26 protein-coding genes and 1 pseudogene are annotated in these 25,734 nt (G+C 63.9%); 16 read left to right on the forward strand and 11 right to left on the reverse strand.

Features of this window, described 5'->3' with window-relative positions:
* The first annotated feature begins 30 nt into the window (after positions 1-30).
* Together FXB40_RS07105 and FXB40_RS07110 are read left to right on the forward strand one after the other, a co-directional pair.
* Positions 31-558, forward strand: coding sequence for a carboxymuconolactone decarboxylase family protein (locus FXB40_RS07105; protein ID WP_148771481.1), 528 nt, complete (start codon positions 31-33; stop codon positions 556-558).
* 28 nt (positions 559-586) lie between these two features.
* Entirely contained in the window at positions 587-889 is a 303-nt protein-coding gene (locus FXB40_RS07110) for a nucleoside triphosphate pyrophosphohydrolase family protein (RefSeq protein WP_148771482.1), read from the forward strand.
* A gap of 4 nt (positions 890-893) precedes the next feature.
* Here FXB40_RS07110 and glsA read toward each other — a convergent pair whose 3' ends face one another.
* Both glsA and FXB40_RS07120 read right to left on the reverse strand, forming a co-directional pair.
* Positions 894-2,741, reverse strand: coding sequence for a glutaminase A (gene glsA / locus FXB40_RS07115; RefSeq protein WP_148771483.1), 1,848 nt, complete (start codon positions 2,739-2,741; stop codon positions 894-896).
* A 141-nt stretch (positions 2,742-2,882) separates the two neighbouring features.
* Complete coding sequence (locus tag FXB40_RS07120) at positions 2,883-3,104, reverse strand: biotin/lipoyl-containing protein (RefSeq protein WP_148771484.1); 222 nt, start codon at positions 3,102-3,104, stop codon at positions 2,883-2,885.
* A gap of 94 nt (positions 3,105-3,198) precedes the next feature.
* On the opposite strand from FXB40_RS07120, the gene FXB40_RS07125 reads away from it, so the two are divergent.
* From FXB40_RS07125 to FXB40_RS50320, 4 genes and pseudogenes are all read left to right on the forward strand, one after another.
* Entirely contained in the window at positions 3,199-4,173 is a 975-nt protein-coding gene (locus tag FXB40_RS07125; protein WP_148771485.1) for an IclR family transcriptional regulator, read from the forward strand.
* Positions 4,103-5,662, forward strand: a complete 1,560-nt coding sequence (locus FXB40_RS07130; RefSeq protein ID WP_148771486.1) for an acyl-CoA carboxylase subunit beta — start codon at positions 4,103-4,105, stop codon at positions 5,660-5,662. Before FXB40_RS07125 ends, FXB40_RS07130 begins: the two co-directional genes overlap by 71 nt.
* 207 nt (positions 5,663-5,869) lie before the next feature.
* A complete protein-coding gene (locus tag FXB40_RS07135) occupies positions 5,870-6,409 on the forward strand; it encodes a hypothetical protein (protein WP_148771487.1) in 540 nt (179 codons plus the stop codon).
* Positions 6,410-6,414: 5 nt separating this feature from the next.
* Positions 6,415-6,561: pseudogene (locus tag FXB40_RS50320) on the forward strand (carboxyl transferase domain-containing protein); the annotation flags it as partial.
* Positions 6,562-6,792: 231 nt separating this feature from the next.
* Here the strand turns inward: FXB40_RS50320 and FXB40_RS07140 are convergent.
* On the reverse strand, positions 6,793-8,268 hold the full coding sequence (locus tag FXB40_RS07140; protein WP_148771488.1) for an FAD-binding oxidoreductase: 1,476 nt from the start codon (positions 8,266-8,268) through the stop codon (positions 6,793-6,795).
* A 201-nt stretch (positions 8,269-8,469) separates the two neighbouring features.
* Between FXB40_RS07140 and FXB40_RS07145 the strand changes: the two genes are divergently transcribed.
* Together FXB40_RS07145 and FXB40_RS07150 are read left to right on the forward strand one after the other, a co-directional pair.
* Positions 8,470-8,964, forward strand: a complete 495-nt coding sequence (locus FXB40_RS07145; RefSeq protein ID WP_148771489.1) for a hypothetical protein — start codon at positions 8,470-8,472, stop codon at positions 8,962-8,964.
* Positions 8,965-9,158: 194 nt separating this feature from the next.
* On the forward strand, positions 9,159-9,482 hold the full coding sequence (locus tag FXB40_RS07150) for an EF-hand domain-containing protein (protein ID WP_187436710.1): 324 nt from the start codon (positions 9,159-9,161) through the stop codon (positions 9,480-9,482).
* Here FXB40_RS07150 and FXB40_RS07155 read toward each other — a convergent pair.
* Together FXB40_RS07155 and FXB40_RS07160 are read right to left on the reverse strand one after the other, a co-directional pair.
* The gene (locus FXB40_RS07155; RefSeq protein ID WP_148771491.1) at positions 9,479-10,444 is read right to left on the reverse strand and encodes an alpha/beta hydrolase; all 966 of its coding nucleotides are present in this window, start codon (positions 10,442-10,444) and stop codon (positions 9,479-9,481) included. The two genes, FXB40_RS07150 and FXB40_RS07155, sit on opposite strands and share 4 nt — an antisense overlap.
* 13 nt (positions 10,445-10,457) lie before the next feature.
* Positions 10,458-11,330, reverse strand: a complete 873-nt coding sequence (locus FXB40_RS07160; protein ID WP_148771492.1) for an MBL fold metallo-hydrolase — start codon at positions 11,328-11,330, stop codon at positions 10,458-10,460.
* 97 nt (positions 11,331-11,427) lie between these two features.
* Between FXB40_RS07160 and FXB40_RS07165 the strand changes: the two genes are divergently transcribed.
* Positions 11,428-12,336: a LysR family transcriptional regulator gene (locus tag FXB40_RS07165; protein ID WP_148771493.1), complete on the forward strand. Its 909-nt coding sequence runs from the start codon at positions 11,428-11,430 to the stop codon at positions 12,334-12,336.
* A gap of 43 nt (positions 12,337-12,379) precedes the next feature.
* Here the strand turns inward: FXB40_RS07165 and FXB40_RS49835 are convergent, their stop codons facing one another.
* Complete coding sequence (locus FXB40_RS49835) at positions 12,380-12,622, reverse strand: YjiS-like domain-containing protein (RefSeq protein WP_148771494.1); 243 nt, start codon at positions 12,620-12,622, stop codon at positions 12,380-12,382.
* A 162-nt stretch (positions 12,623-12,784) separates the two neighbouring features.
* Here FXB40_RS49835 and FXB40_RS07175 point away from each other — a divergent pair, with 162 nt between their 5' ends.
* Entirely contained in the window at positions 12,785-13,969 is a 1,185-nt protein-coding gene (locus FXB40_RS07175) for a winged helix-turn-helix domain-containing protein (protein ID WP_347339748.1), read from the forward strand.
* A complete protein-coding gene (locus tag FXB40_RS50115) occupies positions 13,906-14,343 on the forward strand; it encodes a tetratricopeptide repeat protein (protein WP_347339749.1) in 438 nt (145 codons plus the stop codon). Before FXB40_RS07175 ends, FXB40_RS50115 begins: the two co-directional genes overlap by 64 nt.
* Positions 14,344-14,406: 63 nt before the next feature.
* Here the strand turns inward: FXB40_RS50115 and FXB40_RS07180 are convergent, their stop codons facing one another.
* Positions 14,407-15,780 (reverse strand): aldehyde dehydrogenase family protein, encoded by a 1,374-nt coding sequence (locus FXB40_RS07180; protein WP_148771495.1) that lies wholly within the window; start codon positions 15,778-15,780, stop codon positions 14,407-14,409.
* Between the two features lie 343 nt (positions 15,781-16,123).
* Entirely contained in the window at positions 16,124-17,299 is a 1,176-nt protein-coding gene (locus FXB40_RS07185) for a patatin-like phospholipase family protein (protein WP_148771496.1), read from the reverse strand.
* 197 nt (positions 17,300-17,496) lie between these two features.
* Between FXB40_RS07185 and FXB40_RS07190 the strand changes: the two genes are divergently transcribed.
* The 3 genes from FXB40_RS07190 (at position 17,497) to FXB40_RS07200 (ending at position 20,832) form a co-directional block, all read left to right on the forward strand.
* Positions 17,497-18,279 (forward strand): acetoacetate decarboxylase, encoded by a 783-nt coding sequence (locus FXB40_RS07190; RefSeq protein WP_148771497.1) that lies wholly within the window; start codon positions 17,497-17,499, stop codon positions 18,277-18,279.
* Between the two features lie 110 nt (positions 18,280-18,389).
* Positions 18,390-19,409, forward strand: coding sequence for a transporter (locus tag FXB40_RS07195; RefSeq protein WP_148771498.1), 1,020 nt, complete (start codon positions 18,390-18,392; stop codon positions 19,407-19,409).
* Between the two features lie 76 nt (positions 19,410-19,485).
* Complete coding sequence (locus FXB40_RS07200; RefSeq protein WP_187436716.1) at positions 19,486-20,832, forward strand: carbohydrate porin; 1,347 nt, start codon at positions 19,486-19,488, stop codon at positions 20,830-20,832.
* Here the strand turns inward: FXB40_RS07200 and FXB40_RS07205 are convergent.
* The 3 genes from FXB40_RS07205 to FXB40_RS07215 form a co-directional block, all read right to left on the reverse strand.
* Complete coding sequence (locus FXB40_RS07205) at positions 20,829-22,124, reverse strand: MFS transporter (protein ID WP_148771500.1); 1,296 nt, start codon at positions 22,122-22,124, stop codon at positions 20,829-20,831. The two genes, FXB40_RS07200 and FXB40_RS07205, sit on opposite strands and share 4 nt — an antisense overlap.
* Positions 22,125-22,238: 114 nt before the next feature.
* Positions 22,239-23,435: an acetyl-CoA C-acyltransferase gene (locus FXB40_RS07210; RefSeq protein ID WP_148771501.1), complete on the reverse strand. Its 1,197-nt coding sequence runs from the start codon at positions 23,433-23,435 to the stop codon at positions 22,239-22,241.
* Between the two features lie 132 nt (positions 23,436-23,567).
* Complete coding sequence (locus FXB40_RS07215; RefSeq protein WP_148771502.1) at positions 23,568-24,338, reverse strand: enoyl-CoA hydratase; 771 nt, start codon at positions 24,336-24,338, stop codon at positions 23,568-23,570.
* 150 nt (positions 24,339-24,488) lie between these two features.
* On the opposite strand from FXB40_RS07215, the gene FXB40_RS07220 reads away from it, so the two are divergent.
* Positions 24,489-25,028, forward strand: a complete 540-nt coding sequence (locus tag FXB40_RS07220; RefSeq protein ID WP_148771503.1) for a PaaI family thioesterase — start codon at positions 24,489-24,491, stop codon at positions 25,026-25,028.
* 59 nt (positions 25,029-25,087) lie between these two features.
* Positions 25,088-25,708, forward strand: coding sequence for a TetR/AcrR family transcriptional regulator (locus tag FXB40_RS07225; RefSeq protein ID WP_148771504.1), 621 nt, complete (start codon positions 25,088-25,090; stop codon positions 25,706-25,708).
* Positions 25,709-25,734: the final 26 nt, after the last annotated feature.

Genomic DNA, 25,734 nt, shown 5'->3' on the forward strand with positions numbered 1-25,734 from the left:
CCATAACAAGACCAAGACCCAAGGTGATTGATGGCCCGCATCGGCTATAGCGACCCGTCCAAGGCGTCGGACCGTACCCGCGAAATCCTCGACAAGAACCGCAATGCCAACATCTTCCGCATGATGTCGCATTCGCCGAGCTATTTTGAACAATACTGCCGCCTCGGCGGCGCCATCCGCCACAAGGGCGAGCTCGATCCGATCGTGCGCGAGCTCGCGATCACGCGCACCGGAATTCTGTGCGAGGCGCCGTACGAGATCGTCGCGCACAAGCGCATCGGCAAGAATGTCGGCGTCACCGACGCGCAGAACGAGGCGCTGGACAACTGGCAGGCTGCGACCTGCTTCGACGAGACCCAGCGCGCGGCGCTCGCCTTCACCGACGAGATCGTGAAGCTGAAGAAGCCGACGGATGCGACCTTCAAGGCGATTGCCGCGAAGCTCACTCCGGCCGCACTCGTCGAGCTGCAGCTCTCGGTCGGCTTCTATATCATGACGTCAAAGTTCCTGGAGACGTTCGAGATCGATCTCCAGCCCGTCACGGAAGTGGTGGACTGATCCAAAGCCTGGCTTGCGAGGGAAGGTCATGACGATCGATGAATATGCGGCCTGGGCCGCAACCATTGCGAAAGTCGATGAGCATCCCTCGAACGAGCGCCTGTCCTATCTCGGGCTCGGCCTCGCCGGTGAATCCGGCGAGGTCGCCGAGCACATCAAGAAGCTGCTGCGGGACGACTGGCTCGACAAGGCGGGTCTTGTCGAAGAGCTTGGCGATGTCATTTATTACTGGGCTTGCCTGTGCGCCGCGACAGGCCAGCAGCCATCCGAATTGCTCGCGGCCAGCGCCGCCAAGATCAAGCGGCGGATCAGCGAGGCGGCAAGCCGATAGCCGCTCACGTCGACGTCAGGATATCGACCTTGGTGTTGGCGACGATCAGGCGATCGGCCAATAGCTGCGCGAGGTTGCGCATGATGCGCTCGGAGGCGCGCGGGTGCTGCCTGCGAAAGCGCTCGAAATCCTTCAGCGGGACCTCGAAGGCGGTCGCGGCCATGTCCGCGAACACGTCGGCGGAGCGGGCGGTCTCGATCAGCGCCATCTCGCCAAACGCCATGCCGGCGGTCAGCGTCGCCAGCCTGACGCCATCGGGCAGGGTGACATGCACGGCGCCGCTGCGCAGGAAGAACAGGGCGTCCGCTGGATCGCCCGTGGTGAGGATCTTTGCGCCGGACTGATAGGTTTTGATCGTGCAGATCGAGGCGAGATCGGTCAGCTCCTCGGTGCTGAGGCCGTCGAGCAGCGGTTGTTCGGACAGCTCGGTGGTCTCGTGAAAATCGATCGAGCCGCCGTAGCGGTAGACGATCTGGTCTTCGGCCCATTCGATTGCGGTATCGAGCAGATAGAAGTCGCGGACATTCTTCAGCTCCGCCGTCCATTCCCGCAGCGTGTTCCACTCCTTCGACGCGCGCCTGACGCCGGATATCACCACGGTCACATTCAGTGCGGCGAGGTCCTCGAAGGCCTCCGCGATCAGCCGCGCGCCGGCCCGCGTGGTGGAGGTCACACGGTGGAGATCGAAGATCACGAATTGCGGCCGCGGCCGCTCCGCCAGCCGGCGCGAGACATAGTCGACCGCCGACAGCGACAGCGTGCCGACCAGCTCGATGATCCGCACCTCCTGTTCGTGTGCGGCGAGGATGTCGCGCTCCTGCTGACGGCGCACGCGGCGTGACGGGCTCTTGCCGATGTCGTAGTCGGCGATCACGGCGTTGCGGGCATCGTCGCTGCGGTTGAGCATGTGCAGGTCGTAATGCGAGGACAGCGCTTCGCAGACCTTGATGCCGCGCACGCTGTTGCCGTGCTTGTCGAGCTTTGGCGAATAACTGCCGAGCCCGAGACGGGCAGGGAGCGCCGCCAGAATGCCGCCGCCGACGCCGCTCTTGGCGGGGATGCCGATACGGTAGATCCACTCGCCGGCATAGTCGTACATGCCCGACGACGTCATCACCGACAGCGTGCGCGAGATCGCATATGGCGTCAGCACCTGTTCGCCGGTGACCGGATTGACGCCGCGATTGGCAAGCGTCGCCGCCATCACCGCGATGTCGCGCGCGGTGACCAGCACGGCGCATTGCCGGAAATAGACGTCGAGCACGCCTGCGACATTGTCCGAGATCACAGCATTGGTCTTGAGGAGATAGCCGATGGCGCGGTTGCGGTCGCCGGTCTGGCTCTCCGAAGAGTACACCGCTTCGTCGACAGCGAGGTCGCGCCCGGCAAAGCGGCTGAGCGCGAGCCTGATCTGCTCGAACGCGTCAGCGCCCTTGCTGTCGTAGATCAGCCCGGTACAGGCGATCGCGCCGGCATTGACCATCGGGTTGAACGGATGATTCTCCGCATTGAGCCGGATCGAGTTGAAGGGATCGCCCGACGGCTCGACGCCGATCGCGCTCTCGACCTTGCTCGCACCCAGAAGATCCAGCGCCAGCGCGAACACGAACGGCTTTGACATCGATTGGATGGTGAAGGGCGCTCGGCTGTCGCCCACTTCATAGACATGGCCGTCGAGCGTCGCGAGGCTGATGCCGAAATAGGCAGGATCGGCCTTGCCGAGCTCCGGGATGTAGTCGGCCACCGTGCCTGAGGTTTCCGCGGAGAATTCATTGAGGCATGTGTCGAGAAACCGCAGCAGCGGCGGCTTCGAGCGGGTCCAGGCGGAGGCGGGTGGCGGTTGCGCTATCATCGCCTCCCTTGTGCAACGCAATCAGGGCGCGCGCAACCCGTCCGGCACCCCGCCATAACGCCCGAACGCAAGACGCCGCACGCCATCTCGATATGATCTGTTTCAGATTGTCGCGGATGAGAAGCCGCCGGCGGCGCGTGCTCAGCTCGCGACGATCGCGATCGTCTGACCTTCGGCAACGAGGTCATCGATCTTCACAAGCAGTGATGTGAGCGTGCCTGCAGCAGGCGCTGCCACCGGTATCTCCATCTTCATGGCTTCGACGACCACAACGTCGTCTCCATCGGCGACGGTTCCTCCAACTTGCACGGGAGTTGCGCAGATGCGACCGGCGACCTCCGTGACGATCTTAATTTCTGGCATGCCATCGCCTTTTTGTTGTGGTGGCAAAATGCCTGAGGTAGCGTCGTCTGCAAGTGGAATTTAATTCCGCACAGCGGAACAAACGGTAGGGATCATGGGACGACGTTCGGAGCGGTTGAGTAGACAAGGTGCACTCGCTGGCGATGCCGGCGAAGGTGATGTCATCCAGGTGGTGTCGCGCGCGTTCGACGTGTTGCGATGCTTCGAGGGCCACGAGGCCAGGCTCGGCAATCTCGAGATTTCAAATCGCTGCGGCCTGCCGCGCTCGACGGTGTCGCGGCTCACGCACACGCTGACGCGCATGGGGCAGCTGGTCTATCTGCCGCGTGACCAGAAATATCGCATCGGTCCGAGCGCAGTGGCGATGAGCGCCTCGATGATGAAGGGCGCGCAGCTGCGCAGCATGATCCGGCAGCGGCTGCAGGAAGTCGCCGAGCAATTGCCGGGCACTGTCGGCTTCGTCGTGCCCGATCGCTTCCATCTCGTCTATCTCCAGTTCGCGCGCTCGGCCTCTGCGCTCGGTCTGCACGAGGGCACTGGCAGCCGCATCTCGATGGCTTCGACCGCTGCGGGCGCGGCCTACACCGCGGCCTTGTCGCCGGAAGTCGGCGATGCCTATATCGCCGAGATGGAGCGCGAAGCGCCCGAGGCTGCAAAAATCCTGCGGCCTCGCATCGAGGCCAACCGGCAGTCGCTGCACGAGCGCGGCTATGTCACGGCCTGCGGCTTGTGGAGCCCGCACATCAATGGCCTGGCGGTGCCGATCTGGTCGCCGCAATATCAGACCTTCGTGGTCGTCACGATCGGCCTTCTCTCGGCGATGTATGACGAGCAGCGCCTGCATGCCGAAGTCGCGCCGGTGATGGTCGCGCTCGGCCGTTCGCTCGGCAGCCTGATGGAGGGCGCGGAAGGCGACGCCTTCAACAACCGCATCTCGCGCAAACCGGTCGCAATGGCCGTGCACAACAATAACAAGCCGATCAATTCGGAGGGAGTGGATGAACTGGAAGCCGGAACTCGACGAGCTCGCCCGGCGCGAAGCCTTCGCGCGGGAGATGGGCGGCGTTGACAAGGTCAAGCGACAGCATGACCAGGGCCGGCTGACTGTTCGGGAACGCATCGACAAACTGATCGACAGGGGTAGCTTCCACGAGATCGGTGCCGTCTCCGGCATCGGTGAGTACGATTCCAGCGGTGAGCTGAAGACCGTGACGCCGGCGAACTGCGTGTTCGGCCGCGCGCGCGTCGATGGCCGCACGGTCGTCGTGGTCGGTGATGATTTCACCGTACGCGGTGGTTCTGCCGATGCGTCGATCTCGGCAAAGCCCTTGATGGCGGAGGAGATGGCGCACGACTTCCGTTTGCCCATCGTCCGCATCATCGAGGGCTCCGGCGGCGGCGGCTCGGTCAAGACCATCGAGACCAAGGGCGCGGCGAACCTGCCGGGCGGCATCGGCGGCACGCGCTGGTATCGCTTCACGACGGAGAATTTGTCGCGCGTGCCGGTGGTCGCACTCGGCCTCGGCTCGGTTGCGGGCCTGGGCGCGGCGCGTCTGGCCGCCAGCCACTATTCCATCATGACGCGGAAGTCCGCGATGTTCGTCGCAGGGCCGCCGGTGGTGAAGGCGCTGGGCCAAAACCTCTCGAAGGAAGAGCTCGGTGGCGCCGACATCCAGACCCGCGCCGGCGCGGTCGATCATGCCGTCGACACCGAGGAGGAGGCCTTTGCCTGCGCGCGGCGCTTCCTGTCGTATCTGCCGTCATCGGTCTACGAACTGCCGCCGACCTTGCCCTGCATCGACAATCCGGAGCGCAGCGAAGAGGCGCTGATGAATGCGGTGCCGCGCAACCGCAAGCAGGTCTACAAGATACGGCCGATCATCGAGCAGGTGGTCGACAAGGGCTCGTTCTTCGAGGTCGCCAGCAATTTCGGCAAGCCGATCATCGTGGGCCTGGCGCGGCTCGAGGGCCGGGCGGTGATGCTGCTCGCCAGCGACAGTTTTCATTATGGCGGCTCCTGGACGGCGGATGCCTGCCAGAAGGTGGTACGCTGGGTCGACTTCGCCGAGACCTTCCATCTGCCGATCGTCTATCTCATGGATTGCCCCGGCTTCATGATCGGCCTCGACGCCGAGAAGGCAGCGACCATCCGCCATGGCGTGCGCGCCATGGCCGCGGTCAACCAGACCACCGTGCCCTGGTGCACCGTGATCCTGCGCAACGCTTTTGGTGTGGCGGGTGTCGTGCATCAGCCGGCCGACCGCTTCTCGATCCGCTACGCCTGGCCGTCCGCCTACTGGGGCTCGCTGCCGCTCGAGGGCGGCATCGAGGCCGCCTACCGCGCCGACATTGACGCGGCCGAAGACAAGGCCGCCAAGCTCAACGAGATCCAAGAGCGGCTCAACAAGCTGCGCTCGCCGTTCCGCTCGGCCGAAAAATTCTGGGTCGAAGAGATCATTGATCCCCGCAAGACGCGCTCGCTGCTCTGCGAGTTCGCGCGTCTCGCCGAGCCGCTGCGAAAAGCAGGACCGCCGGAGAACATGACGATCCGGCCGTAACGCCGTCACTGCGCGCGAAGTGAAGCAATCAGCGTCTCACTGCGGACACGGTCTGGATTGCTGTGTCCCAATCCGGATGCGCGGGGAACACATTCGAAGCGGCGGTGCCTAAATCCGGCCATTTTTCGCCGCGCTTCAGGCCCATTTCGGTCAAACCGATATTGGTAGCTCATAGCCGGGGCAGGCCCCTCCAGACGGAGTCCTGCAATGATCAAGAGAGTAATTTCTGCGTGTTTCTTATTTGCCGTTAGTTCAGTTGCCTCGGAAGCGCGACCCTCTCACAGTTTTCAAGCGCCCGGATGCAACGTCACCATGCCCTGCGACTTCTCGTATGCGCAGCCGCGACGCGAGCGGGCTCCGCGCCAGGCATTGCAAGCCTATCGCGCAACGCAAATGACGGTGACCGACGCGGGCAACACCGCCACGACAATCAGCGTGTCCGGTGGCGAGCGCGTCATCGGCGGCCGTCCGGCCGGTTGTCCGTCGTCCTTCTGCGGCTGTGGCGCGGCGCTGCGCGTCTTCGGCCACCACGTGCCGGATTTGAACCTCGCGGCCAACTGGCTGCGTTTCCCGCGGACGTCGCCGGCGCCGGGAATGGTTGCGGCCCGCCGCGGGCACGTCTTCGTTCTGGAGCAGCCCCTCGGTGGCGACATGTGGATGGCCTATGACGCCAATTCGGGCGGCCACGCCACCCGCATGCACGCGCGTTCGCTGCGGGGCTACACCATCGTCAACCCGCGCGGCTGAGACAGGTGGAGTGCCCCGGCTGTGATCGGCCTCGACGCCGAGAAAGCGGCGAGCATCGGCCATGGCGTCCGCGCCATGGCCGCGGTCAACCAGACCACCGTGCCTGGTGAACCGTGATCCTGCGCAACGCCTTCGGCGCGACCAGCGTCGTATTTGGGCAAAATTGATCTAGCGCAACACCACGCATCCAATTGTCTGCAAGCGTCTCGTTTGGAACGAGGGAGAGACGTCATGACAAGCGCGGGAAACGCAATGCTTTGGACGGGCGTATTCTTCTGCCTGTCGTTCGCTGCAATTTTTGCAATTTGGTTTGCCGAGCGGTTGCGCGCGAGTTCCCCGAGGAAGCTGTAACGCCTTCAGGTCCGGCGCATCGTCAGCTGTCATCACACCCGCAGCACCTTGCCCGGATTCATGATGTTCTGCGGGTCGAGCGCGCGCTTGATGGTGCGCATGATGTCGAGCTCGGTCTTCGAGCGGTAATGGTTGAGTTCGTCGAGCTTTTCGATGCCGATGCCGTGCTCCGCCGAGATCGAGCCGCCCATGGAGGTGATGAGATCGTTCACGGCCCGCGTGATCGCGGCGGTGTATTGGTTCAGCGTCTGCTGATCCATGCCGATCGGCCCCATAAAGGAGAAATGCAGATTGCCGTCACCGATGTGGCCCAGCGGATAGGGGCGAATGCTCGGGAGAATGTCGAGCACGGCCTTGAGCCCCTTGTCGATGAACTCCGGAATTCTGGAAATCGCCACCGACATATCGTAGCTGATCCCCGGACCCTCGGCGCGGGAGGCCTCGGCCATGGCTTCCCGGATGCGCCACATGTTGCGTGATTGACTGACGGTCTGCGCGATCACCGCGTCGACCACGCGGCCGGCCTCGAGCTGGTCGGCGAGAAACTGCTCCAGCTTCTCCGACATGCCATCGGCCCCGTCCTGCCGCGGGCGCGAGGACGACCATTCAAGCAGCAGGTACCACGGTGTATCCGCCCTCAGCGGATCCTGGACGCCGGGAATGTGGCGCATCACGAGGTCGACGGCCGCGCGGCTCAGCAGCTCGCAGGACCCGACATTGTCCTCGGAGGCCGCATGCGCTTCGGAGAGGATCTCCAGCGCCGCGCGCGGATCGCGGACAGCCAGCCACGCCGTGGCGACGTCCTTCGGCGCCGGCCATAGCTTGAGAACGGCCTTGGTGATGATGCCGAGCGTCCCCTCGGCGCCCATGAAGAGATGCTTGAGGTCGTAGCCAGTGTTGTCCTTCTTCAGCGCTCGCAATCCGTTCCAGACATCGCCGTTGGGCAGGACGACCTCGAGCCCGAACACGAGGTTGCGCGCGTTGCCATAGCGCAGCACCTGCACGCCGCCGGCGTTGGTCGAGAGATTGCCGCCGATCATGCAGGAGCCCTCGGCGCCAAGGCTCAACGGCAGGAACCTGTCGTGCGCCGCCGCGGTCTCCTGCAGCGTCTGCAAAACGCAGCCGGCCTCGACCGTCATCGCATAGCCGACGGGATCGACGTCCAGCACGCGGTTCATGCGGCCGAGCGACAGCACGATGCCGGTGTGCGCAGGCCAGGGCGTGGCGGCGCCCATCAGCCCGGTGTTGCCACCCTGCGGCACGATCGCGACGCCGTGGTCATGGCAAAGCCGGACTACTTTCGAGACTTCCTCGGTATTGCCGGGACGTATGACGGCCCCGGCGCCGCCAACCAGCAGCCCCCGCCAATCCGTGACGAACGGCTGCTTGCCGTGCTCGTCCTCGATGAAACCCTTCTCGCCCACGATCGCGCGCAAGGCGTCGCGTAGCTCTGCGGTCACAGGCGCGGTCGGAATGGCGGGTACGGGCAACGGGAAGGCAGTCGGCATTTTGTTTCCCCTGGCGCATCTTGGTGTGCACTGCGCGCGCGAAGCGCTTGGGCCGTATTGTCCACGTTTGGGCCGTGAAGTCTAACGGCAATATCGGTCACATCGGGACAAATTCAGCAACATCGCCAAACATGTTCGCCAACATCTTGCGGCTGTTCCTGCCTAGGAGGTGACGGGGCTTCATCGATCAGGACAGGCAGAATGCGATTGAATTCTCTGGCGGCGCACATAGGCATCGGTGCGGCCTGTCTCGTGCTTGGCGGCATCGGCCCGGTGCGCGCGGAGCCGGTGTTCGACAGTCTGGGCGGCGCATGGTCGGGCATCGGGACGATGAAGCCGTCGGACGGCCCGCGTGAGAAGGTGCGCTGCAAGGTGGCCTACAACGTCACCAAGCCCGGCCGTTCCCTGAGCCTCGACCTGCGCTGCGCGAGCGATGCGTACAAGATGGTCCTGTCCGCGAACATCGATCAGGACGGGACCGAGCTGTCGGGCAACTGGTTCGAGCACGAATACCGGCAGGGCGGCAAGGTCGTCGGCACCAACAAGGACGGCTTGATCGAGGCGCGCATCGAGGGAAACACCGTGGCTGCGCTGGTGACGATCCAGACCAAAGCCAATCATCAGTCGTTCCTGATGGAGGCGCCGGGCTCCTGGATGTCGGAGGTCGCGATCGAATTGAACAAGGACGTGAAGTGACAGTGCGCGCATCACGAGCCTTCGGGTCCTTACTCGTCGTCATCGTATCTTCCTTCGTTTGCATCTCTCAACCTCGCGCGCAAATGCCCCCGGGAGGCGGGACGCCGCCCCGCGCAGATCCTCTTCCTGATGGGCCGCCGATCTGGGACTACGATCACGACGGCACCTACACCTGCGATGAATGGAAAAGATATATGGACCAGCTGTTCCGGCTGGCCGACAAGAACCGCGACGGCTATCTCAGCGCGTCGGAATTCCCCGTCATCCGGCGCGCCGAGCGGAGCTTCGCCCAGGCGGAGCTCGGATATTTCGACGACAATGGCGACGGCAAAATCAGCCGCTCCGAGCTCGTGGACAAGCCGAGCCGCTTCATCGGCCAGTACGACAGCAACGCGGACTGCAAGGTCACCGCGGCGGAGTTGAGGGGCGGCACATCGCCGGCGCCCGGCGGTGGCGGCCGGCCGGGGCGGGGCGGCGGTGGACCGGGCGGGGCAGGTGGCTTTGGGCCGAAGTTCTAGCGGGACCCGGCCGCCAGAAATCCGTCGACGGCATCAAACGCCTGCCATCGGCCGGTTTCGAGGAACAGGGAATGGGTCGCATCGCGGATCTCGATCCAGCTTCGCGTCGGCGCAGAAGAGAGCCTCGCGAATACCGCCTGCGCCATGTCGATCGGGCAATCGCGATCAAGGTCGCCGTGAACGATCAGCACCGGCACCGTGATCTCTGCAGGGTCGTAAATCGGTTTGCCTGACGCCCAATAGTCGCGGCTGTCCTGCACGGTGCCGTTTGGCGCGCGCAGCCGGTCCGGGCGGAGCTCCGATTGGGCGAACGTGGCCTCGGCCCAGGTCTCGAACCATGCATCCGGCAGAATGGCTGTCCTCTTGTCCTCGGGCACACCGTTGAGCCAGCGTGCCCTGGCAGCCGTCCGATCGACAATCCGGTAAGCGCCGAGCGTGCCACCGGCATCAGCGGCGCTTGGCGTCGTTCGCAGCCATTGCGGCGCGATCAGGATCAGTTTGGCGACATGATCGGGATGATCCGATGTGTAGCGCGCCATGATCGTGGTGCCCCAGGACCAGCCCATCAAATTGATACGGTCGAGCCCGCGTCGCTTCCGGATGAAGGACACGGCGGCACCGACATCGGCGACCGCGACGGGCGTGCGCACGACCGGCGCATGGTCGAGCGGTGGGCCCGCCATCTCCGCGGGTTTGGTCGAACGGCCATAGCCCCTGATGTCGACGAGATAGACGTCGAAGCCGCGTCTCGCCAGATGATCCATCCACGACACTCCGTCGAGGGGAAGGTCGAACGAGGTCGAGGCCGGGTAGGTCGATCCGGCCACGAAAAGGAGCGTTCGTTCCGGGGTGAACGTCGCGAGGCTCGCAAGACGCTTGTTGCGGACGAACAGCTCGATGCCATCAGTATCGCTCGGGATCATGAACTCTTCGCGGATGATATCCGTCTGCGGTTGCTGCATCTCTGGTCTCCTGTCAGGCGAAACGCCAATCGAATCCGTCGCCACGGCGCGTCACGAAGCCGGCCGAGCTTGCGGCGAAATGCGCGGTGAACACTTTTGCCGCCTCGTCGGCGGCACGCTCCAGCAGCCAGCGGCGCGATGCGCGCGCCTTCGCGGGATCATCGCAGAAAGCGCTGTTCCAGTCAGGGCGAAACACCTGGAGCGGTTGGTGCATGATGTCTCCGCTGAAGTATCCCTTCGCGCCGCGATCGGCGAGCTCGAACACGACGTGGCCTGGACTATGCCCCGGTGTCGCGTGTACGGCGAGGCCGTTGGCGAGCAGGCCATCGCCGTCGATGATCTCGGCTTGCCCGGCCTCGATCACCGGCAGGACGCTGTCGGCGTAGACGCCGGCATTGAATCCGCTCTGTCCGGCCGGGCCGGTCCAGTGATCGTGCTCGGCCCTGGAGAAGATATATCTGGCATTGGGGAAGGTCGGCACCCAGCGGCCGTCGCGCAGCTCGGTGTTCCAGCCGCAATGGTCGGCGTGGAGATGCGTGCAGCAGACAAAATCGACCTGCTCGGGCGCGACGCCGGCCTCGGCGAGCCGAGCCAGGAATGGCAGGTTCTGCTGGTGAAAGCGCGGCAGCGCAGGCCGGTTCTTGTGGTTGCCGCCGCAGCTGTCGATCAGCATGACGTGGCGTTGTGTCTTCAGCACCCAGGTGTGAACGCTGGCGATGAAGCGGTTTTGCGTCTCGTCGAAACATGCGGGGATCATCAGCGCACGATGCTGTTCGAGCACGCGGGGATTCCAGTCCGGAAACAGCATGTCGGGAGCGAATCCCAGGCCCCGCTGCTCGGTCACGCGCGTGATCGAGGTCGCGCCGATGCGGTGGATCGTATCCATGAACAGGTCTCCTGCGGGAGCGTGAAATACGATTGCCCATGTGCCGCAGCCTGTGCGATCATTGAAATCGATAGTAGAGATAGGAGGTATAGGCAGGATGGATATCAACGGCCACGATCTTCCGTTGCTCGCCTCTCTCCGCGTGATGCTGGACGAGCGCAACATCACCAAGGCAGCAGTCCGACTCGGCATCAGCCAGCCGGCGCTCTCGGCTCAGCTGGCGAGGTTGCGGGACGTGTTGGGAGATCCCTTGCTGACGCCCGCGTCGTCAGGGAAGGGCATGGTGCTGACCCCGCGCGGGGCCGCGCTGCGCGAGCCGCTCCGTCATGCGTTGCAGCAGCTCGGGGCCGTGGTCAGCGCGCCGCCGCTGTTCGACGCCGCGACGTCAGAGCGCACGTTCTCGCTCGGCGCCAACGACAACGCCGGCGCCATCATCGGCACGCGGCTGATTCAGCGGCTGCGCAGGGGCGGCTCCCCCGGGATGCGGCTGGCGCTGCGCGCGATCGATCCCGTCACGCTTGTGGACCAGCTGGAGGCAGGCGACATCGATGTCGCGCTGGTGTCGCAAGCCGTGCTCCCCCGGGGCCTTCCGCATCAGCCGCTGCTCCAGGAAAAATTCATGATGGCGCAGCGCAAGCGCCATCCGCGCGGCGAGAAGAAGCCGACGCTTCGCGACTATGCGCGTCTCGATCATGTCGTCGTGTCGGGCGACGGCGGCGGGTTTCGCAGCTTCGTGGACGACATTCTGCAGGGCCAGGGATATCAGCGGCGGGTCGTCGCCTCCGTGCAATATTACAGCCTGGTGCCGCTGATCCTGGAGACGACGGACCTCGTCTGCACGCTGCCGGCCCGATTTCTCAGCCGCTATGCGGACCGGCTGGTCGCGTTCCCGCTGCCGTTCGACGCCGGCCGCTTCACGCTGTTCGTGACATGGCACGCGCGGTTCGAGTCCGATCCCGCCCATGGCTGGCTGCGCGAGCAGCTCAACGCATGCGCGTCCGACTGAGCCGCGGGGCTCAAAGCGCCTTCAGTATTGGCGTACCGCATGTTCAGACGACAGATCGGATACCTCGGGGATCGGCATCCCGGTTCGACGCGACGTAGTCGATCTCGCCGCGCGTCGTGCCGATATCTATGAGCTCTCTGTCGCTGAGATTCCATAGGGTTATCTGCAGCCTGCGTCGGTTGCGTCGATCCCGAAAAGCAACCCAATACCGTCTAAAAATGTTGGAGACTCGTCGCCGGGGTGCGGCGCTTTGTCTCAAAAATGCTTCGACATAAATGATGCTCATCACCGCACCTCCTGGCGGTCAATTCATTCAGGGACAATGCCAGACCATCGCGCGGCAGACCTGTTACTTGCCTTACATTTCCCTTACCGGAACCTTATTTCTTTGGATCTGAGGCGGTGCTGATGCCTTCTGGTGATCCGGGGCCATCGGGAGATTTGCAGATTGCGCTATCTCTTCAAGGACTACGCACTTGACGTCGACCGGCGCGAGCTGCATCGCGGGACCGACGACGTCGCCATTGCACCGCAGGTGTTCGACCTGCTCGATTACCTGATCCGCAACAGGGAACGCGTCGTCACCAAAGACGATCTCATCAACGCCGTCTGGAACGGGCGCATCGTCTCGGAGGCGGCCCTGACAACCCGTTTGAATGCTGCGCGCACGGCGATTTCCGATTCCGGCGAGGAGCAACGTTTGATCAAGACGCTCCCGCGCAAAGGCTTTCGTTTCGTTGGTCTGGTCGTGGAAGCCACGGGGGCGGAACTTCCTGCTGCCGATCACGGCCGTTTGGAGATCGCCCAGCCTGCGCTCGTGCTTCCTGACCGGCCTTCGATTGCGGTCCTGCCGTTCCAGAACATGAGCGGTGATTCCGAGCAGGAATATTTTGCCGACGGTGTCGTCGATGAGATCATCACGGCTCTTTCGCGATTCAAGTTTCTTTTCGTCATCGCCCGCAATTCGAGCTTCACCTACAAGGGGCGGGCGGTCGATATCAAGCAGGTGGGGCGCGAACTCGGCGTTCGCTACGTGCTGGAGGGAAGTGTTCGCAAGAGCGCGGACAAGGTTCGTATCACCAGCCAATTGATCGATGCCGTGACCGGAGCGCATGTCTGGGCAGATCGATTTGAGGGCGATCTGCATGATGTCTTTGCGGTGCAGGACGAGATCACCGTGAGCGTTGTGTCCGCCATACAGCCGAAATTGCTACAGGTCGAGATCGAGCTCGCGGTGCGACGACCAAACAGCCTCAGTGCGTATGACTTCTACCTTCGGGCCCAGCCGCACTACTACTCCATGACCCGCGAAGGGAATGCGGAAGCGCTTCGATTGCTTTCGCGAGCCCTGGAGATCGATCCTCGTTTTGGCGCGGCCGCGTCGCTCGCAAATTTCTGCCGCACGTTGAATCTGCTGTTGGGGTGGACCGACGATCCGCAGTTCGAAATCTCTGAGGTGACAAGGCTGTCCGAATTGATACTCGGAATTGACGAAAACGACCCGGATACGTTGCAAATGTCGGATGGGCGAGGGCCTATGTGGCTGGCGATTTTGACGCTGCAGCGGAAATGGTCGACCGCGCAGTCGCACTCAATCCGAATTCAGCTATTGCGTGGAACTACCGTGGCATAACTTGTCAGTATGTGGGGCAGCCTGCCGAAGCGCTCCACAGTTTCGAGCAAGGACTACGCTTGAGCCCGCTTGATCCCATGCTTTACGGAACGTATGCAATGATGGGGCTGGCCCTCATAGGCCTTCATCGCTTCGAAGACGCCGAGCTCGCCGCCAAGAAGGCGCTGCGCAAGAATCCGATTTTCATGCCGGCGCATCGCTGTCTCGCGTCAGCGCTTGCTCTGCAGGGGCGCGATGCTGACGCCAGGGCGGCTGCATCCCGGCTGCTCGAGCTGGAGCCCGGTTATCGAATTTCAGATTGGATCATTCGTAGCCGGCAGTGGCGGGCGGGCCTTCTCGTCGAAGGTCTTCGCAGGGCCGGCCTTCCTGAATAGCGTGCCATCCCGCTAGCCTCGTCGCAGGCGGTTGCGGTCGCGCTGCTGACGAGCGATCGGCGTTTACTTGAAGACGATCATCTTCTCCGCGGTCATCTCGTGCATCGTGTAGGGGATGCCGCCGACGCCGTGACCGGAGACGCGGCGGCCTGCGAAGGGCATCCAGTCGGTGCGGAAGGCGGTGTGGTCGTTGATCATCACCGCCGCAGCGTCGAGGCGCTCCGCAGCGTCGAGTGCAACCGCGAGATCGCGTGTGAAGATGGCGGACTGGAACGAGACGGGAAGCGAGTTGGCTTCTGCGATCGCATCGTCGATGCGATCGAACGGATAGACGCAGGTCACCGGCCCGAAGACTTCCAGAGTGGAGATTTTTGCGTCGCGCGGTGGCGAGACGAGGATCGATGGCTTGAGTGTCGTCTCGCTCAGCCGTCCGCCGCCGATCTGGCGCGTTCCGCCAGAAGTTGCCTCGGCGATCCAGCTTTCGACACGCTCGACCTCCCGCGGTGTGATCAGCGGCCCGACCTCCGTCTCGGGAAGTGTCGGATCTCCCACCTTGAGCGCTTCGACCCGCGCGGCCATCCTGTCGATGAATTCCTTCTGAAGCGCGGAATGCACGTAGATGCGCTGCACCGACACGCAGACTTGCCCTGCGTGGTAGTATCCACCCTTGACGACCGGCTCGATGATTTTCTCGAGGTCGGCGCTGCGGTCGATGATGAGGGGAGCGACGCCACCGTGCTCGAGAGCACAGCGCGCACCGGGCGTGATGACCGAGCGCAGGTGCCAACCGACACGCGCCGAGCCGATGAAGCTCAGGAAGGCGACGCGCGGGTCGGTCGCAAATTTTTCCGGAAGGCTCTGATCCTCCGGTAAGAACGTCTGGACCCAGCCTTCGGGCATCCCGGCCTTGTGAACAAGCTTCACCAGTTCCACACAGCACAGAGGCGTTGTGCCCGCCGGCTTCACGATCACCGGGCAACCGGTCGCGATCGCCGGCGCGAGCTGGTGTACGATCAGGTTGAGGGGATGATTGAAGGCCGAGATTGCCGCGACGATGCCGATCGGTTCCTTGATGGTCCATGCCCGGCGGCCGTCGCTTGCGGGCGTGAGGCCCATGGGGATCTCGACCCCGGCGCGGGTTCGCAGAAAGTCCGCCGCAGAGCGGATGCCGTCGATCGCCCGATCGGTCTCGATCAATGCATCCGTGAGCGGCTTTCCGCCCTCCCGTGCGATCAGGATGCCGAAATCCTGCCGCTTCTCGGCAACCAGATCGGCGAGCTTGTGGAGGATGGCGATCCGCTGATGGGGTTTCAGCCAGGCCTTGCGGTCCGCGAGCAGCTTTCGTGCCGTCTCGAACTTCGCTTCCAGCGCGGCGGCGTCGTCACTGGCGAGTTCGGTGATCTCTTTTCGGTCGAAGGCCTGTACAACCTTGATCATCATTCTCTCCACGCGGTGTTCTGTTCCTTGCGTGGCGCTCACTGCACCGTCGCTCCCGGAGAAAGCGATCGTCGTCAAGGAAATACGCGCCTTCGCCGACAGGGCACAACTTGGCCCCGTGACGCTCTCGATCGGCAATGTACGGCATGGGGCTGTTGCTCGCCATGTCGCGCATTGGCGCAGAGCGGATCAGTCGTGCGATTTCGCAATCGTAACAGTGTGCAGGTGTTTTGCCCGACGTGTCAAATCGCCATGCAAGGGGTCGAGTCTTCGCGAGACCAAATTCTTGAACGATTTCTACTGTGCATGGGGTTGTTTTCGACGTTATTGTCGAGAGCGCCCCTCAGGCGCTCTCCGTCTCCCGGTGCACGTCGTGCACCACGAGCCCCATGCCTTCGTCCGGCATCTTGATCCAGTCGCGCCGCTTCAGCGTGCGCTTGGTGTCCTCGTAGCCTGAGGTCCAGTGCTCGCGCATCGAGGTGCCCGAGAATTCGTGGTCCTTGGCGTCGCCCTCATAGGCCTTCTGCTGGTAGATCAGATGCAGGATCGCGATCTCCGGCATGCTGCGCAGGCTCGCCTTGAGGCTGCGGTCCTCGTCGGAGAGTTGCTCGTCCGGGACTTTTGCAAGCGCCTTGTAGAGCAGCACCTTCAGATTATGGGTGCGGCGGTAGACGTCGGTGTTGTGGCGGGTGCGCGAGGAATACATGATGTCCTTGTGGCGGGCCATCACGTCCTGGATCGAGCGCGGCAGCACGCCGCGCGCGCTGAACAGGTCGACCTGGAACACCAGCGAATTGATCGCGTCCTCCTGGTCGAGCAGATGCTGCAGCGGCGTGTTGGAGACGATGCCGCCGTCCCAGAAATGATCGGTGCCGATCCGCACCATCGGCAGCGCCGGCGGCAGGGCGCCGGAGGCCATGATGTGCTCCGGCTCGATCTCGTCATGGGCGTTGTCGAAATAGATGAAGTTGCCTGAGAGCACGTTGACCGCGCCGACCGCGAAGCGGATCTTCTTCTCGTTGATGAGGTCGAAATCGACCAGCTCGAGCAAGGTCGCCTTCAGCGCTGCCGTGTCGTAATAGCTCGTCGCAGTCTTGGCGCCGACCGGGCTGAGCCACGGGTTGACCTGGTGCGGGGTGAAGAAACCCGGCTGGCCCATCGCCGATGTCATCCAGGAGCTGTAGAGGTTGCGCCACTGGCGGAAGATGTCGCCGTCCGGCGTGTAGTGCCAGATCTTGCGGTTGGTGATGCGCTCCCAGAAAATGCGCAGCGCTTCCAGCCGCCTCTCCGGCTTGTTGCCGGCGATGATGGAAGAATTGATCGCGCCGATCGAGACGCCGGTGACCCAGTCGGGCTCGATCCCGGCCTCGTGCAGCGCCTGATAGACGCCAGCCTGGTAGGCGCCGAGCGCGCCACCGCCCTGCAGGACCAGCGCGACGCGGTCGCAGCGCTCGGGCCGCCAGCCCCGCGCGGGCGGTTGGTGGGTCTGATGTGTCGGTTGCGACGTGCGGGCGTCCATGGCGATGCCTCCTGCCTTCACCGGACGATTGCGGCCCGCGGTGACGGCGTGATGACAAAGCAGGCCGATGCATCCTTTGCATGCAGGTCAACCGCAACGGGAATGGTGCCAGGTCGTGCGGTTGACGGAAATCGGTCACATCGCAGTCAATGACGGCGGCTAGCAATTTGGGCCGGACATCACCAGAGGAGACAGCGATGCGCAGGGAAGACGTGCTGAGGCTTCCGTCCATGCCGGCCGCTGGGCCGAGCTATCCGGCCGGACCGTACCGCTTCGTCAATCGCGAATTCCTCGTCATCACCTACGAGACCGATCCGGACCTGATCCGCGCCGGCCTGCCTGAACCGCTGGAGCCGATCGACCAGCCGATCGTGCATTATGAATGGATCAAGATGCCGGACTCCTCCGGCTTCGGCAGCTACACCGAGTCCGGCCTCGTGATCCCGGCGCGCCTGCACGGCGAGGACGTCAACTTCGTCTCGCAGATGTATCTCGACGATGATCCGCCGATCGCCGCAGGCCGCGAGATCTGGGGCTTTCCCAAGAAGTACGCCCATCCAAAACTCGAGATCGTCAAGGACACGCTGACGGGCACGCTGGAATATGCCGGCCAGCTCGTCGCCATGGGCACGATGGGCTACAAGCACGAGAGCATGGCCGGCAATGGCGATCTCACCCGCGCCACGCTGTCGAAGACGCAAGTTAATCTGAAGATGATCCCGGGCGTCGATGGCCACCTCGAGGTCTGCCAGCTCGTCGCCATCAACCTGGTCGACATCGTTCCGAAGGGCTCCTGGATGGGTCCCGGCCGGCTGCATCTGGTGCCGCACGTCAACGCCCCGGTTGCGGATTTCCCGGTCCGCCGCTGTATCGGCGCGCATCACTACATCGCCGATTTGACATTGCCGTTCGGCCGCGTGGTGCACGATTACATCAAGGAAGCCCAGGCGGCGGTCGCGACGGGGCTGGCCGCGGAGTAGGGCGGCGCGCCATCATCAAACTGTAACACTGGCGTAATTGACTGCACGGAGGACCCGGAGGAGGCCAATAACGGCTCCCCGGGATTGGGCTGCAACGACGTGGGGTCAGCATGGCTGAGCCGGCTAAGCTTGTCAGCGCGACATCGGATGTCGCGCTCGTCATTCCCGGATTGGTGTGGGCGTTTCGTTTGCATGGCGACGGCAGCGCCGAGGCGCTGCCGATCGACCACCCGATCGAGTTCAGCCATGACGGCCGGCTCTGGCTGCATTTCAATTTGACAGATGCTCGCGCGCGGCCGTGGATCGCGGCATCGCAGCTGCCGCCGCTGGCGCGCGATCTCCTGCTGTCGAACGACACGTTCCAGCAGCTGCACGTCATCGACCACTGCGTCTACGGCGTGTTCTCCGATCTCGTCCGCGACATCGATGCTGCTACCGAAGAGACCGCGTTCCTGCGCTTCGCCATGACCGAGCATCTGCTGGTCTCCGGCCGCCATCAGGCGCTGTGCTCGGCGGACGCGACCCGGCGCGTGCTCGAAGGCGGCTATCGCGTCGACAATGTCGCCCATCTCCTGGAGAAGATCGTCGACGAGGTCGCCGACACGCTCGACAGGATGGCTGACAAGCTCGGCCAGGAAGTCGACGGCATTGAGGAACGAATTCTGGCTGATGATGTAAAGCCGGAGATGCGCCGCACGCTCGGAAGATTGCGCCGGACATGTGTGCGGCTGCACCGCCAACTCACCGGCCTGCGCGTGCTGTTCCATCGGCTCGACCAGAAGAATACCGATCATTTGTCGCCGGGCTTGCGCATTCAGGCCGGCAAGCTCGCCCAGCGGCTCGACGGTCTCGACCACGACATCGTCGAGCTCCGCGAGCGCAGCCGTCTGCTCGAGGAGGAGCTGCGTTTCAAGAACGAGGAGGAGAGCAATCGCCACCTCCACACGCTCTCGATCGTGACGACGCTGCTGCTGCCGCCGACGCTGATCACGGGCATCTTCGGCATGAACACCAAGGGCCTGCCGCTCACCGACGTGGACGAGGGCTTCCTCTGGGCGGCGGCACTGATGGTGACCTCGATCGGCCTTGCCTATCTGTTCATGCGGCGCACCGGCATCTTCAAAAAATAGCTGGCAGCCGGTGTCAGCCGTGAATGCGATTGCCCAGACATCAGGATTGCGACGTTCGCTGGTGATCGCGGCGGTGATGTTCGCGAGCACCAGCGCGTTCGCCGGCGCCAAGGATGAGAGCGCTGCCGACTGGCTGTTCCCAAAATGGTTCAACGAGTGGCATGACGGGCTTGCCAACAAGGGGCTGAATTTCGGCGCGACCTACATTGCCGACAACATCGGCAACGTGTCCGGCGGCGTCTCGCGCGGCGCCATTCATTTCGGCCGGCTCGATCTGTCAGTCGACGCCGATCTCGACAAGCTCGTCGGCTGGACCGGCGGCCGCTTCTACGCCAATGGCTACATCATCTACGGCCGCGGGCTCACCAGGAATTACATCCAAAATCTCGCCACCATCAGCGAGATCGAGGCGCTGCCCGACCAGCGGCTCTACAACGCCTATTTCGAGCAGAGCTTCTTCAACGACCGTCTGAACATCAGGGCGGGCCAGCAGGCGGCCGATGTCGAGTTCTTCGACAGCCAGACCGACGACCTCTTCATCAACGGCACCTTCGGCTGGCCCGCGATCAAGGCCACCAATTTGCCGGCCGGAGGCCCGGCGCCGCCGATCGCAGTGCCCGGCATTCGCATCAAGGCCCAGGTCGCGGACAACGTCACCGTCTTCGGCGCGGTGTTCAACGGCAATCCAGCCGCGCCCGGCGATGGCGATCCGCAGACGCGCGACAATCATGGTCTCGCGTTTCGTGTCAATGATCCGCCCTGGGTCATCGGGCAGGTCCACTTCGACTATCATGTCGACATCGGCGGAAGCTCGCTTGCCGGCAATGTCACGCCTGGCGGCTGGTATCATTTCGGCGACTTCGACAGCCAGCGCTTCACTGCGGACGGCTTCTCGCTTGCAGACCCGACCGGATCCGGCATTCCGGCGAAGCTTCGCGGCAATTACGGAATCTACGCCGTCGTCGAGCAGGCCCTCTGGCGGCCGCCGGGGACAGAAACCGAAAAGACCGTGTCGGCCTCGATACCCGGCGTCACCGCGTTCGGCCGCATCGCCTACAGCCCGCCGGATCGCAACCTGATCGACCTCTATCTCGACGGCGGCGTCGGCTTCGTCGGCTTTACGCCGGGCCGTCCGCTCGATCGGTTCGGGATCGGGGTGGCCTATATGCGGATTTCGGGCGCAGCAAGAAGCCTCGACGTCGATACGCAGATCTTCAGCGGTATCCAAAGCCCGGTGCGCAGCAGCGAGGCCTTGCTCGAAATCATCTACGAGGCGCACATCAAGCCGGGCTGGCTGATCGCGCCTTACTTCCAGTACGTGGTGCGTCCCTCCGGCGGCATCCCGAACCCGAACGATCCAACCGGTGTGTCTCGGATCGGTGACGCCGCGGTATTCGGCGTCACCACCACGCTCCGGTACTAGGCCATCGCGGGCTTTGCTTGCGGCTTTGGTTGCCGCGAGAGCCCCAGCACGATCAGCGAGGCAAACACGCAGAGCGCTCCAGCCACGAAGAAGGCGGGCAGATAGCTCTGGAGCAGCGTCCGCGACAGGCCCGCGCCGAAGGCGGCCGCACCGGCGCCGAGCTGATGGCCGGCAAAGATCCAGCCGAACACCAGATTGGCACGTTCGGGTCCGAATTTCTGCGCGGTGAGGCGGACGGTCGGCGGAACGGTCGCGATCCAGTCGAGGCCGTAGAACATCGCGAAGATCGACAGGCCATAGAACGAGAAATCGCTGAACGGCAGGAAGATCAGCGAGAGACCGCGCAGGCCGTAGTACCAGAACAGCAGGAAGCGATTGTCATAACGGTCCGACAGCCAGCCCGACATGATGGTGCCAAAGAAGTCGAAGATGCCCATCGCTGCGAGCAGGCTCGCCGCCTGCACCTGCGGGATGCCGAAGTCGAGGCACATCGGAATCAGATGCACCTGCACGAGGCCGTTGGTCGAGGCGCCGCAGACGAAGAACGTTGCAAACAGGATCCAGAACGCGCTCGACTTCGAGGCGTCGCGCAGCGTGCCGAGCGCAACACCGGTGATCGAGCCGTGGTTCACGGGCGGCGCGGGCAGGGGCTCTGTGCCTTCGTCGCCGAACGGGCGCAAGCCCACATCGCTCGGGCGGTCGCGCATCACGAGCAGCACTGCCAGTGCAGAAACGCCGAGCATGATGCAGACGAAGCCGAGTGCCAGGCGCCAGCCGTAGCGTTCGGTGAGGCTTGCCAGCAACGGCAGGAACACGAGCTGACCGGTGGCGACGCTCGCGGTCAGGATGCCGACGACGAGGCCGCGCCGCGCGGCAAACCAGCGCGTGGAAATGGTGGCGCCCAGCACCAGCGCGGTCATGCCGGTGCCGATGCCGATCACCACGCCCCAGAGAGCCACGAGCTGCCAGATCTCGGTCATGCCGAGCGAGAGCACCAGCGCCGAGACGACGATGAGCTGCGCGGTCAACGTGACATTGCGCAGGCCGTAGCGATTGAGCAGCGCGGCTGCGAACGGCGCCATCAGCCCGAACAGGATAAAGCGAATCGAGAGCGCGGAGGAGATCTGCGCCGTGCTCCAGCCGAACTCCTTCTGGAGCGGAACGATGAACACGCCGGGCGCGCCGACCGTGCCGGCGCTGATCAGCGCGGCGAAGAAGGTCACGCCGACCATCACCCAGCCGTAGTGGATGTTGCGGCGGCCGAGCGCGGCCGAAAGCCAGTTCGAAATCATTGCCCCTCAATCCAGGTTAACGGGTTTTGGGAGACCCGCGTCATTGTTGCAGTCTGACACGAAAACGAGAAGTCTGAAATGACAGACTTCCCTCATTTTAGGACGTCATCGGGGTCAGTGCGAGAGACGCTCCATCGCAATCGCAGTGGCCTCGCCGCCGCCGATGCAGAGTGCCGCGACGCCGCGCTTGAGGTTGTTGGCCTCGAGCGCATGCAGCAGCGTCACGATCAGCCGCGCACCGGTCGCGCCGATGGGATGGCCGAGCGCACATGCGCCGCCATTGATATTCAGCTTCTCGCGGGGAATGCCGAGATCGCGCTGCGCTGCCATCGCGACGACCGCAAACGCTTCGTTGATCTCGAACAGATCGACGTCGCCTGCGCTCCAGCCGACCTTGTCGAGCAGTTTGCGGATCGCCGGGATCGGCGCGGTGGTGAACCATTGCGGCTCCTGGCTGTGGGTGGCGTGCCCTTTGATCACGGCGAGTGCGGGCAGGCCGTTGCGATCGGCGAGCGAGCGCTTCGTCAGCACCAGCGCGGCGGCGCCGTCGGCGTTCGCGGAGGAGGCGGCCGGTGTGATCGTGCCGTTGGCGCGGAACGCCGCCTTCAATCCGGGAATCTTTGCGGGATCCACCTTCAGCGGATGCTCGTCGTTGGCGATCACGCGCTGGCCGGCTTTCTCGGTCAGCGTGATCGGCGCGATCTCGGCCTTGAACGCACCGCCCTCGACCGCCTTGCGCGCGCGGCTCAGCGTCTCCATCGCGTAGGCGTCCTGGTCCTTGCGGGTGAACTGGTAGGCTTCCGCGGTCGCCTCGCCGAAATCGCCCATGGAGCGGCCGGTCTCGTAGGCGTCCTCGAGGCCGTCCATCATCATGTGGTCGATGATGCGGTCGTGACCGGCGCGATAGCCGCCGCGGGCTTTTGCCAGAAGATACGGCGCGTTGCTCATGCTCTCCATGCCGCCGGAGACGACGATCTCGGCCGAGCCGGCGCGGATGATGTCGTGCGCCAGCATGGTCGCCTTCATGCCGGAGCCGCAGACCTTGTTGACGGTCGTCGCGCCGGTCGCGTCAGGAAGGCCCGCGCTACGTGCAGCCTGACGCGCCGGCGCCTGGCCCTGGCCGGCCGGCAGCACGCAGCCCATGAACACCTCGTCGACCTTCTCGGGCGCAAGCTTGGCGCGTTCCAGCGCCGCATTGATGACGTGCGATCCGAGCTTGTGCGCGGCGAGCGGCGACAATTCGCCCATGAAGCGGCCGAGCGGGGTGCGGGCGGCGGAGACGATGACGACGGGATCGGCGGCTTCGGCCATGACAAACTCCTTGGCAATGGCGATTTAGATTATGGTCATCATATGATGCGACGCAAAAAATGCAACCGCGCCCGGCATGAGAAATTGTCGTGGTTCGGATGAGAATTGGTCGTTCGAACGGAGGAGGGCTGCCTACCGCTTCCGGTTCACAAATGCCTGCATCAGCCGCGTCGGCTCGTCGGTCAGGAACGACTCGCCAAACACCTTGACGCTGAGATTCACCGACTCCGTCAGCGGCAGTTCCTCCCATTGCCGTAGCAGCGCCTTCTGCGACCGCAGCGCCTCGGGGCCGCATTCGAGCAGCGCGGTCACGAGATGCTCGATCTCGGCATCCAGTCCGCCGGCCGGCGCGATCTTGTCGACCAGTCCCCAGGCCAGCGCCGTCGGCGCGTCGATATTTTCCGCGGTCATCACCAGCCAGCGCGCGCGGGCCCAGCCGATCAGGCGCGGCAGCAGCGCCGCGTGAATGACCGAGGGGATGCCGACGCGCACCTCGGGCATGCCGAAATGCGCATCATGCGCGGCAACGCGGAAATCGCAGGCGGCGGCGACCTCGAGCCCCCCGCCGAGGCACCAGCCGGGCATGCGTGCGATCACGGGGGCAGGGAACTGGCGCACGGCCTCGCAGAGATCGCGCAGGCGGCTGATGAACGCTTCGGCCGATTTCTGGTCGAGCTTCGCCATCTCCTTGATGTCGGCGCCGCCGATCATGCTCTTCTCGCTCTGGCCGCGCAGCACCACGATTCGGATGCTGCGGTCGGTGGCGAGCTTTTGCAGGCCTTCGCGCATCGCGTCGGTTACGGGCGAGCCCAAAATATTCAGCGCGCCGGCATTGCAGATCGCGACATCAACGACGCCGCGCGCATCGCGCGTCACGCCGCAGTGATTGTTGAGCATTTCCATCGGGATCTCGAAGGTTTCGTGGACATGCGCAAGGCGCGCGCGTCGAGATTACTTCCGGGCCGAAATGCCTCCCTTGTCAAGCGGTAGGACGGAGTTGCCAGCGCGAAGTCCGCAGCATAGTATGATAATAATCATACAAAGAGGCAACCTATGACCGATCCCACTCAACTCGACCTGTTTTCGCCCGCGCGGCGCCGCGAGCGCGTGGTGGACTGGCAAGTTCCTGCGCCGGTCGCGAAAGTGGCTATGGGATTGTCCGGCATCGACGCCATGCTCGGCATCCGTGATGGCCGGCTGCCGCCGCCGCCCTTCGCAAAACTGATCGGCTTCATCATGGCGGTGGTCGAGCCGGGCCGGATCGTGATGGAACTGGAGCCGCGCGAGGACCTCGAAAATACCATCGGGCTCCTGCATGGGGCGACTGCCGCCGCACTCCTCGACACCGCCATGGGCTGCGCGATTTCGACGCGGCTGGAGCCCGGGCAGGGATCGGTCACCCTCGACCTGAAGATGACCTTCCTGCGTCCGCTCTCGGTCCGTTCGGGGCTGATCTCGGCCGAAGGCAGGATCATCAAGCTGGGGCGCCAGACCAGCTACACCGAAGGCTTTGTGCGCGACGGCAAGGGCGCCCTCGCAGTCCATGCAACTGCAACCTTTTCCATGATCGGCAGCAATTTTACCGGGAATTAATGCGCCGCCTGACCGATATCCGTGTTATGAGATGACCTCCGACATCCAATGAGAGCCGCATGCGCTATTCTCGGGAACACAAGCAGGAAACCCACGACCGCATCGTGAAGAAGGCCTCCGTGCGGCTGCGCGAAAAGGGCGCCCACGGCATTGGCGTCGCCGACCTCATGAAGGAGGCGGGGCTGACCCATGGCGGCTTCTACGCGCATTTCGATTCCCGCGAGGCGCTGGTGATCGAGGCCTTTGACTACGCCATGGACCGCTCGATGGAACACTGGCGCAAGCAGTCCGATCAGGTCGCGCCCGAGAAGCAGCTCGCCCAGATCGTCGAGACTTATCTTTCAGCGCTCCACCGCGACAATCCCGGCCATGGCTGCTCGATCCCCGCGCTCGGCGCCGAGATCGCCCGCGAGAGCCCGAAGACGCGAAAGGCATTTGCCGGCAAGCTCGACGAGATGGTCGAGATGATGACCGACTTCATCCCCAATTTGCCGCGCAAGGCCGCGCGCAAGCAGGCAATCGCGACGCTGGCCACGATGGCCGGCACCATGCTGCTGGCGCGCATTGCAGGCTCGAGCGAGCTCTCGGACGAGGTGCTGAAGGCCGGCAAGGACAGCGCGCTGGATGGGGCGAAGCGTGAGCCTGCGAAGGCTGCACCGGCCAGGAAGAAGCAGAACTAGATGCTGTAGGGTGGGTTAGTCTTACT

The organism is Bradyrhizobium rifense (assembly GCF_008123425.1).
Classification (GTDB): Bacteria; Pseudomonadota; Alphaproteobacteria; order Rhizobiales; family Xanthobacteraceae; genus Bradyrhizobium; species Bradyrhizobium rifense.